The sequence below is a fragment of the Candidatus Methylomirabilota bacterium genome, from assembly GCA_035260325.1.
GTDB lineage: Bacteria > Methylomirabilota > Methylomirabilia > Rokubacteriales > CSP1-6 > AR19.
This window is the reverse complement of record DATFVL010000096.1, coordinates 1-8,946: the sequence shown is the minus strand read 5'-3', so window position 1 is coordinate 8,946 and position 8,946 is coordinate 1. Positions and strand designations below refer to the sequence as shown.

Here is an 8,946-nt window from a genome sequence, read left to right as displayed (position 1 = left end):
GGCGTGATGCGGGCGTTCGCCGTGCCCTTGAACGTGAGATCGAGCACCACCGCCTCGCCCATCAGCGCGTCCAGGGGCAGCTGCTCGACCGACGGCTTGTCGCGGAAGAAGTGGTGCGGCGAATCGATGTGCGTGCCCGCGTGCACGGTCATCTCCACCATGTTGGACACGAAGCCCTTGTCCTCCCAGCGGACGATCGGCCGCAGCTTGAAGTAGAGCTCCTCCTTGGCGAACGGCGCGGAGTCGCACTCCTCGACGGTCATGCTCAGATCGACGATGCGCGTCATCGGTGCCTCCTTGGGCCGGCAGGCGTCCGTGCGGAGCCCGTCACGCAACCGCATATCGCACGAACGCGCTGACGGAGGCAAGGGCGAAAATCGGGCGGCCCCGACGCGGTGCGCGGCGCCGCGCGCCGTGGCAAGATGGGCGCCACATGACGAAGCGCGAACGCGTCCTCGCGGCGCTGGCCCGTGCGCCTGTGGACCGCCCGCCCGTCGCGTTCTGGCGTCACGCGCCCGACGTGGACCACACGCCCAAGGGCCTCGCCGACGCCATGCTCGCGTTCCACCGCCGCTTCGACCTCGACCTGATCAAGATCATGTCGAGCGGCGTCTACTGCGTCGAGGACTGGGGCTGCACGGTCGCCTACACGGGCTCGCCGAACGGCGCCAAGCAGTGCACGGAGCACGCGGTGAAGGCGCCGGGCGACTGGGCGCGCGTGCGCGAGCTCGACCCCGGCGCGGGCGCCCTCGGCCGCGAGCTCGAGGCCCTCCGGCTGATCGTCCGCGGGCGCCACGACGACGCGCCCGTGCTCCACACCGTCTTCGCGCCGCTGACGGTCGCGCGCAAGCTCGCCGGCGAGCGGCTGCACGACGACCTCCGCGCGCGGCCCGAGGCCGTGGCGCCCGCCCTCGACGCGATCGCGCGCACGATGGCGCGCTACGCGGCGGCCGCGCTCGAGGCCGGCGCCGACGGGCTCTTCCTCGCGACGCAGACGGCCAGCGCCGACGTCGTCCGCGATCATGAGCTCGAGAGCTTCGAGCTGCCCGCGACGCGCCGGCTGGTCGAGTCCGTCGCGGGGCGGACACCGCTCCTGATGCTCCACGTCCACGGCCGCGCCATCGCGTTCGACCGGCTCGCCGCGCTGCCCGTGCACGCGATCAACTGGCACGATCGGCTGACCCCGCCCGCGCTCGCGGACGCGCGAAAGCGCTTCGGGGGCGCGCTCGTGGGCGGCCTCCGCGAGGCCGAGACGCTGCGCCGCGGCCCGGCCGCCGCCGTCGGGGAGGAGGTCCGCGACGCGATCCGCCAGACCGGCGGGCGCGGTCTCATCGTGGCGCCGGGGTGCGTCCTCCCGCTCGACGTGCCCGAGGCGCACCTCGACGCGGTGGTCGCCGCCGTGAAAGGGGGCCGGGCGTGAGGGCGGAACCTCTCCTCCAGCAGGCGACGCTCAGGTAGCGGCGGTCTTCCCGAGCGCGAGCGCGGCCTGGTCGGCGAACGCCTGGGCGAGGCGGATCTCGCGCTCGTCGAAGCTCCGGCCCGCGCGGTCGCCGACGGCGAGCGCGCCGATGACCTCGCCCTGCACGATCAGCGGCACGCCGAGGACCGCGCGGATGCGCCCCCGCTCGAGGCGGGCCCGGATCTCGGCCGGGTAGGACAGTCGCGGATCGCCGAGGATGTCGGGCGAGAACACGGCCCGGCGCTCCCGCATCGCGAGCCAGAGGATGCCCGTGCCCGGCGGGCGGAAGCCGTTCCAGTCGAACTCGTCCGACGCGTCCCGGGCGCGCGCGACCGTCACCATCCCCTCCGCGTCCGGCGTCATCCGGTAGAGCGTCGCGACCCAGGCGCCGAAGACGCGGCGGACGCTGTCCGCGATCCGCCCCGCGACGGCGTCGCGGTCCGCGGACTCCGCGAGGAGGCGCCCGACCTCGCCGAGCGCGCGGGTCGCCTCGGCGGCGAGCCGGCTCTCCGTGATGTCCACCATCACGCCGTGGAGCCAGCGGACCCGCCCGTCCTCGTGCAGGACGACGTGGACGAAGTCGCTGAACCAGACGACCCGCCCGTCGGCCGCGATCATCCGGTACTCGAGCGCGTGGTCCCCCGACGGCCCGGCGCCCCGCGCCGCCGCGATCCGCTCCCCATCCTCGGGGTGCACGTGGCTCAGCCAGAAGTCGGGCTCCGTGTACCAGCGCTCGAGCGAGTAGCCGAGGATGCGCTCGGCCGCGTCGCTGACGAAGAGGACCCGCCCCGTCTCCGCGTCGGCCTCCCACACGATCGCCGTCAGCCCGAGGACGAGGCTCTCGAACCGCCGCCCGGAGTGGAGCGCCGCGGCGAGCGCCTCGGCGCGGCTACGCTCCGTCTCGCTGAAGCGCTGGGCGTTCTCCAGCGCGAGCGCCGCGTGATCGGCGAAGGCCTGGAGGAGCCGCACGTCCTCCTCGTCGAAGCGATGGCCCGTGCGGTCTCGCACCACCAGGGCGCCCGTCGCGCCGTCGCGGCCGAGCAGCGGCACCGCGAGCGCCGCGCGGTGCGCCGACTCCTCGAACGCGCCGCGGAGCGCGGGCGAGATCGTGAGCGACGGGTCACCGAGCAGATCCTGCGTCACGACCGGCCGGCGCTCGCGCACGGCGCGGCTCGCCACGCAGGTCCCCGCCGGCACGATCAGGCCGCGCGCGACGCCCGGGGTCGCCTCGCCCGCGACGGCGATCGCGAGGAGATCGCCGAAGACCGGCTCGACGCGCAGCATCGCGGACGCCCGTGCGCCGAGGAGGGCGAGGACGCTGTCGGCGATCCGCTGGGCGACGACGTCCGGGTCGAGCGAGCGGGTGACGAGGCGCCCGACGTCGGCGAGCGCCTGGGCCGCCTGCCGTCGGCGCTCGCTCAGCTCGTACAGGCGGGCGTTGCGGAGCGCGACCGCCGCGGCGTCGGCGAACCCCGAGAGGAGGCGCAGCTCCACCGGCGTGAAGACGCGCTCCGAGTCCGACGCGAGCGTCAGCGTCCCGAGCACTTCGTCGCGCGAGACGAGCGGCAGGGCGACGATGGATCTGTGGCCCTCCGCCGCGAGGCGCTCGCGGAGCCAGGCGGGCAGGTCGCGCCGCGGCTCGGCCGTGACGTGATGCGACCAGAACGGGCGGCGCTCGTGGATCACCCGCTGGCTCAGGCTGCCGCCGGGGGGGATGACCCGCCCCTTCCACGCGTTGTGGTCGCCGCCCGCGCCCGCGACGGCGACGCACACGAGGGCGCCCGAGGCGGGATCGAGCTGGAACAGGCCGGCGCGGCGGACGCGGAAGAGGTTGAGCACCGCGGAGACCACCCGCTCGGTCGCCTCGGCCGGATCGAGCGTGCCGGCGAGCTCGTGGCTCACCCGGGCGAGAGCGTTGGCAGCGTCCTCCGCCTGCTTCCGCTCGGTGATCTCGCGCACGATCATGAGGAGGCGGCGCGGCGCCGAGGGCCGGGCGCCGAGGGGCAGGAAGCGCGTCTCGTAGCTCGCCGCGCCGAGCGCGAACTCGACCGACACAGCGCCCCCCGAGGCCGCGGCGTCGCGCGCGCCCCGCTCGAGCGACTGCGCGGCGTCCGGCGGAAACGCGTCGGCGATCCTCTTGCCGAGCATGAGATCCGGCGCCACGTGGAGCTCGGAGCCGCGCCCGCCCTGCCACGCGAGGAAGGTCCCGTCGGCGTCGAGCCAGAAGTAGAAGTCGGGGAAGGCGCGGAAGATCGCGTCGAGCTCGGCCTCGAGGCGGACGAGGCGGCTCGTCACCTGCCGCAGCCGGGTGAAGTCGATGAGCTGGCCGCGCGGGGCGCGCCTTGCCTCGGCTGCGGCCTCGACGGGCTCCGTCCGGGCGCCCGGGCCCGTTCCGAACATGACCCACTCCGGCAGGGCGCCCAGATCGCGGCCGAGACGGATCAGGTTCTCGTAGCTCGGGACCCGGTCGCCGAGCCACGCGTAGATGTACTGAGGCCGGTACCCCTTCTCGGCGCAGAAGCGGGCGATGTCGGGGCGGTCGTCCCTCCAGTAGCCGGTCGCCCGGAGCCTCTGGCGGAGCCGGCGGCCCATTCCAGGAAAGCGGTTCATTCCGGGCCCTTCATACCACAGAACTTTTCACGTGTGACGTGAAAGAAGAATCGTCGATCCCACGGGAACTTAGGGCTGACACATCACCTATAGGGAGGTGGCCTGGAGGTCACCGGGCCGGCCGGCCACCCCCGTCGCCCGACGCACCTCGGCTGTCGCGAGCGCACCGAGCCCGCTACAATACGCCCGAACCCGGGGAGGCCCCATGGACGACGAGGTCGCGGTGGCCGCGACGACGGGAGTCGCGCAGGTGTTCGATCTCCACGCGCTCAAGGCCTTCGCGCCCGACAGGCGCGTGCGCAAGATGCTCTTCAAGACGGACCAGCTCTGGTCCGAGATCGCGTGCTACGAGCCCGGACAGTCCACGGTCATGCACTCGCATCCCAAGGAGGAGGAGGCGATCTTCGTCCTCGAGGGCACGGCGAACATGAGCATCGACGGGCGGGAGGTCGTCGTCCCCGCGGGCTCCATCGTGAAGTTCCCGAAGAACGTCCCGCACGACGTCCGGAACCTCGGGGACACGCGCTGCGTGATCATGTTCGTCAAGGTGAACCCGCGGGGGCTCAGGGGGCCGGCGGATGGGTAACGTCGAGCGCTGCGACAAGACGCTCCCGGCGAACGAGATGATCTTCTACGTGCGGCGCGATGCGGCGCTCCGAGCGCGGTGGCTCACCGACCTCGAGGGCCTCGCGCGGGAGTTCGGGCTGAGCCGCGCCGAGTACGAGGCGATCCGCGACAAGGATCCGCGGCGGCTCATGGACCTCGGGATCCACCAGTACTACGTGCCGCAGATCCTGCGCCTCTTCTTCGGCGCCGCCCACAACAGCAATGTGAGCGCGGCCCTCGAGTGCTACAAGCGGGCGTTCCCCGAGGAGACGGCGAGGGCGATGGCGCGGGACCCCGGGCGGGAGGACCGGTAGCCGTGGCGCGGATCGTGGCGGCGATGGCGATGACCCACTCCCCCGGCCTCACCGGCTGGTTCACGCGCGCGCCGGAGACGCACCAGCGGCTCGCCCTCGGCGCGACCGCCGAGATGCGGCGCCGGCTCGAGGCGGCGCGTCCCGACGTGCTCGTGATGTTCACCAACGACCACCTCCTGAACTGGCCGATCAACAACCTCCCCGAGTACACGGTCGGGATCGGCGAGGAGCACGTCGGCCCCGCCGACTGGTTCGACGAGTGGCTCGGCATGGAGAAGTACCGGGTGCCGGGCCATCCGGCGCTGGCGCGCTTCATGGTCAACGAGGGCGCGCGGCGACGGCTCCAGCTCACGTACCTGCGCGAGATGCAGTTCGACGACGGCATCTCGGTGCCCACGCACTACCTGAACCCCGACGCGCGATTCCGGCTGGTGCCGGTCGGGATGAACTGCACCGTCCCGCCCATCCCGACGCCCGAGCGCGCCTACCAGGTCGGCGCGATCCTGCGCGACGTGCTGCGCGCGTTTCCCGGCGACGACCGCATCGCCGTGATCGGCACCGGCGGGCTCTCGCACGAGCCGGGCGGGCCCCGCTACTTCTGGGTGGACGAGGAGTTCGACCGCTGGTTCCTCGAGCGCCTGGCGAAGGACGACCGCGAGACGCTCCTGCGCGAGTGCACGCTCGAGCGCATGGAGGCGGCGGGCTCGGGCGGGACCGCCGAGCTCCTGTCGTGGTTCCTCGTCCTGGCCATGACGCGCGGGCCCGCGGACGTGCTCGCCTACATGCCGGCCGTCGCGTGGCGCTCGGGCACGGGCATGGTCGCCTGGACCGAGATCGACGACGGCGCACCGGCGCGGGGGCGCTGAGCGATGGCGCGCACGCACGTCCTGGACGCCCAGACCGTCCACTACGAGTGGAACAATGCGCTCGCGCCGCGCCTCGTGATCGAGCCCGGCGACACGGTCGTGTTCGACACGCGCGACGCCGCCGACGGCTACTACTCGCCGTCCTCGACCCACGCCGACGTGCTCGCGCGCGGACCGTTCCGCGGCCACCCGCTGACGGGCCCGGTGGCCGTCGAGGGCGCCCGGCCCGGCGACGCGCTGGTCGTCGACATCCTCGAGGTCGTGCCCCGCGCGTCGTTCGGCTGGACGGCGATCCGGCCGGGGCGCGGGCTCCTCCCCGAGGCCGACTTCGCGAAGCCCTTCCTCCAGATCTGGGACATCTCGGACGGCGCGCACGCGCGGATGGGCCGCGACGTCGCCGTGCCGCTCGAGCCGTTCCCCGGCGTGATGGGCACGGCGCTCGACGAGCCGGGCGCCCACAGCACGATGCCGCCGCGCAAGAACGGCGGCAACATGGACGTGAAGCAGCTCGTCCGCGGCACGACGCTCTACCTGCCCGTCTGGGTGGACGGCGCCCTGTTCAGCGTCGGCGACGGGCACGGCGCGCAGGGGGACGGCGAGGTCTGCGTGACCGCCGTCGAGATGATGGCGCGGGTGACCCTCCGCTTCGGCGTCGAGCGCGGCGCCGGGCTCGCCGAGCCCCGGCTCCGCACCGCGGGCCCGCTCGCGCCGGGCACGAACCGCGGTCCCTGGTTCGCCACGACCGCCCACGGCCCCGACCTCTTCGCCGCCGCGCAGCAGGCCGTCCGCTACATGATCGACCACCTCGTGCGCGAGCGCGGCCTCTCGCGCGAGGAGGCGTACATCCTGTCGAGCGTGGCCGTGGACCTCAAGATCAGCGAGATCGTCGACGCGCCGAACTGGATCGTCTCCGCGTTCCTGCCCGAGTTCATCTTCGCGTAAGGCCCAGGCCCGCCATGGCGCTCGACCGGCTCGACCACCTCGTGCTCACCGTCCGCGACCCCGACGCGACCTGCGCGTTCTACCGCGGGCTCGGGATGGAGGTGGTCACGTTCGGCGAGGGCCGGCTCGCGCTCAGGTTCGGCGCGCAGAAGCTCAACGTCCATCCGGTCGGGCGGGAATTCAGTCTCGTCGCGGCGCGGCCCACGCCGGGCTCGGCCGACCTCTGCTTCCTGACCGGCGAGCCGCTCGACGCCTGGATCCGCCGGCTCACGGAGCTGCGCGTGGCGGTGCTCGAAGGGCCCGTGCACCGCACCGGCGCGCTCGGGCCGATCGAGTCCATCTACCTGCGCGATCCCGACGGGAACCTGCTCGAGATCTCCCGCCAGCTCGCGGCCGCCGAGGACCCGCTCGCGCCGATCCGCGACTGGCTCCGCCGCCTGCAGGCGTGCGTGCGCGCCGTGGACTTCGAGGGCGGCCGGCGGCTCTGCGCGCCCGAGCTGATCGCGTTCGGCACCGTCGCGCACTTCGTCGAGGGCGTCGAGGGCGTCATGGAGCAGCAGTGGCGCCGGGTCTGGCCGCAGATCCGCGAGTTCACGATCCGCGTGGACGAGGCGCGCGGCGCGGTGGACGGCGACACCGCGTGGGTCGCCGCGCCATGGGACTCCACGGGCGTCCGGCCCGGCGGCGCGACCTTCGCGCGGCCAGGCCGGCTCACGATCGCGCTCGCGCGCCACGACGGGCGGTGGCTCGCGACCCACACCCACTTCTCGCTCTCCCCGGAGCGCTGACGGCCGCGGCGCGGGCCGCGAGCCAGGAGGAACCAATGCACTACGGCGTCTGCATCTTCCCGACGGACTATTCGATCCGCATCGACGACCTCGCGCGGGCGACGGAAGAGCGCGGCTTCGAGTCGCTGTTCGTCCCCGAGCACACCCACATCCCGGCCAGCCGCCGCACGCCGTTCCCCAGCGGCGGCGAGCTCCCGCGGGAGTACTCGCACACGCTCGATCCCTTCGTCGCGCTCACCGCGGCGGCGGCCGCGACGCGCACGCTCAAGGTCGGCACGGGCATCTGCCTGCTCATCGAGCACGACCCGATCATCACGGCGAAGGAGGTGGCGAGCCTCGACCTCCTCTCGGGCGGCCGCGTCCTCTTCGGCATCGGCGGCGGCTGGAACGCCGAGGAGATGGAGAACCACGGGACCGCGTTCAAGACGCGCTTCCGCGTGCTCCGGGAGCGGGTGCTCGCGATGAAGGAGATCTGGACCAAGGACGCCGCGGAGTTCCACGGCGAGTTCGTGAACTTCGACCCGATCTGGTCGTGGCCGAAGCCCGTCCAGAAGCCCCACCCGCCGATCCTCCTCGGCGGCGAGAGCGGCTACACGCTCCAGCGCGTCGTGGACTTCTGCGACGGCTGGTTCCCGCGCGGGCGGAACGCGGCGGCGATCCTCCCCGGGCTCGCCGACCTCAAGGCGCGCGCGGCGCGCGCCGGACGTGACATGAAGACGATCTCCGTCTCGGTCTTCGGGGCGCAGGCCGACGAGGCGGCGCTCGGGCGCTACGCGGAGGCCGGGATCACGCGCGCCATCCTGCGCCTGCCCCCGGAGCCGCGGAATACCGTCCTCCCGCTCCTGGACCGGTACGCGAAGCTGATCCGGTGAGCGTGGCCGTGCGAGCCGCAACCGCCGGCGAGGCGAGCGTGTGATCCTCGACCTCCCGCCCTGGGCCGTCGAGCTCCTCGAGCAGAGCCGCGTGGCGCGGCTCGGGACGGCGGACCGGGCGGGGCGGCCCCTCGTGGTGCCCGTGTGCTACGCGTTCGACGGGCGCGCGTGCGTCTCGGCGATCGACGCGAAGCCGAAGCGCGTGCCCGGGCGGCGCCTGCGGCGCGTGCGGAACATCGAGGAAAATCCGCGCGCGTCGCTGGTGGTGGACAGTTACGACGAGGACTGGTCCGCGCTGCGCTGGGTGATCGTGGAGGGACGCGCCGAGATCCTCACGGACGGGCCCGCGCGCGCGGCGGCCGTCGACCTGCTCCGCGCGAAATACGCGCAGTACCGCGCGATGGGGCTCGAGCGCGAGGCGGCGACGGTGATCAGGATTTCGGCGGAGCGCGCGCTCTGCTGGCGCGGGAGTTAGCGCTTCTCGACCTG

At 73.5% G+C, this 8,946-nt stretch carries 10 protein-coding genes and 1 pseudogene; 9 read left to right on the top strand and 2 right to left on the bottom strand.

Annotated elements, in window-relative coordinates; translation table 11 throughout:
* A partial coding sequence (locus VKG64_06915) for a cyclase family protein (GenBank protein ID HKB24770.1) occupies nucleotides 1-287 on the bottom strand: 287 nt, incomplete at its 3' end.
* A gap of 146 nt (nucleotides 288-433) precedes the next feature.
* Here VKG64_06915 and VKG64_06910 point away from each other — a divergent pair.
* Nucleotides 434-1,420 carry a uroporphyrinogen decarboxylase family protein gene (locus tag VKG64_06910; protein ID HKB24769.1) on the top strand — a complete coding sequence of 329 codons (987 nt, stop codon included), beginning with the start codon at nucleotides 434-436 and terminating at the stop codon, nucleotides 1,418-1,420.
* Between the two features lie 30 nt (nucleotides 1,421-1,450).
* Here the strand turns inward: VKG64_06910 and VKG64_06905 are convergent, their stop codons facing one another.
* On the bottom strand, nucleotides 1,451-4,069 hold the full coding sequence (locus tag VKG64_06905) for a GAF domain-containing protein (GenBank protein HKB24768.1): 2,619 nt from the start codon (nucleotides 4,067-4,069) through the stop codon (nucleotides 1,451-1,453).
* 205 nt (nucleotides 4,070-4,274) lie between these two features.
* Here VKG64_06905 and VKG64_06900 point away from each other — a divergent pair, with 205 nt between their 5' ends.
* The 8 genes and pseudogenes from VKG64_06900 to VKG64_06865 all read left to right on the top strand — a co-directional run bounded on the left by VKG64_06900 (nucleotide 4,275) and on the right by VKG64_06865 (nucleotide 8,932).
* A complete protein-coding gene (locus VKG64_06900; GenBank protein ID HKB24767.1) occupies nucleotides 4,275-4,655 on the top strand; it encodes a cupin domain-containing protein in 381 nt (126 codons plus the stop codon).
* Complete coding sequence (locus VKG64_06895) at nucleotides 4,648-4,989, top strand: hypothetical protein (GenBank protein ID HKB24766.1); 342 nt, start codon at nucleotides 4,648-4,650, stop codon at nucleotides 4,987-4,989. The genes VKG64_06900 and VKG64_06895 overlap by 8 nt, the downstream gene beginning before the upstream one ends.
* 2 nt (nucleotides 4,990-4,991) lie before the next feature.
* Entirely contained in the window at nucleotides 4,992-5,855 is an 864-nt protein-coding gene (locus VKG64_06890; protein ID HKB24765.1) for a hypothetical protein, read from the top strand.
* A gap of 3 nt (nucleotides 5,856-5,858) precedes the next feature.
* On the top strand, nucleotides 5,859-6,797 hold the full coding sequence (locus VKG64_06885) for an acetamidase/formamidase family protein (protein HKB24764.1): 939 nt from the start codon (nucleotides 5,859-5,861) through the stop codon (nucleotides 6,795-6,797).
* Nucleotides 6,798-6,811: 14 nt separating this feature from the next.
* Nucleotides 6,812-7,186, top strand: a pseudogene (locus tag VKG64_06880) (VOC family protein).
* On the top strand, nucleotides 7,163-7,585 hold the full coding sequence (locus tag VKG64_06875) for a nuclear transport factor 2 family protein (GenBank protein HKB24763.1): 423 nt from the start codon (nucleotides 7,163-7,165) through the stop codon (nucleotides 7,583-7,585). Before VKG64_06880 ends, VKG64_06875 begins: the two are co-directional and overlap by 24 nt.
* 35 nt (nucleotides 7,586-7,620) lie before the next feature.
* Nucleotides 7,621-8,457 (top strand): LLM class F420-dependent oxidoreductase, encoded by an 837-nt coding sequence (locus VKG64_06870; protein HKB24762.1) that lies wholly within the window; start codon nucleotides 7,621-7,623, stop codon nucleotides 8,455-8,457.
* Between the two features lie 40 nt (nucleotides 8,458-8,497).
* Nucleotides 8,498-8,932 (top strand): TIGR03668 family PPOX class F420-dependent oxidoreductase, encoded by a 435-nt coding sequence (locus VKG64_06865; GenBank protein HKB24761.1) that lies wholly within the window; start codon nucleotides 8,498-8,500, stop codon nucleotides 8,930-8,932.
* Nucleotides 8,933-8,946 lie beyond the last annotated feature (14 nt).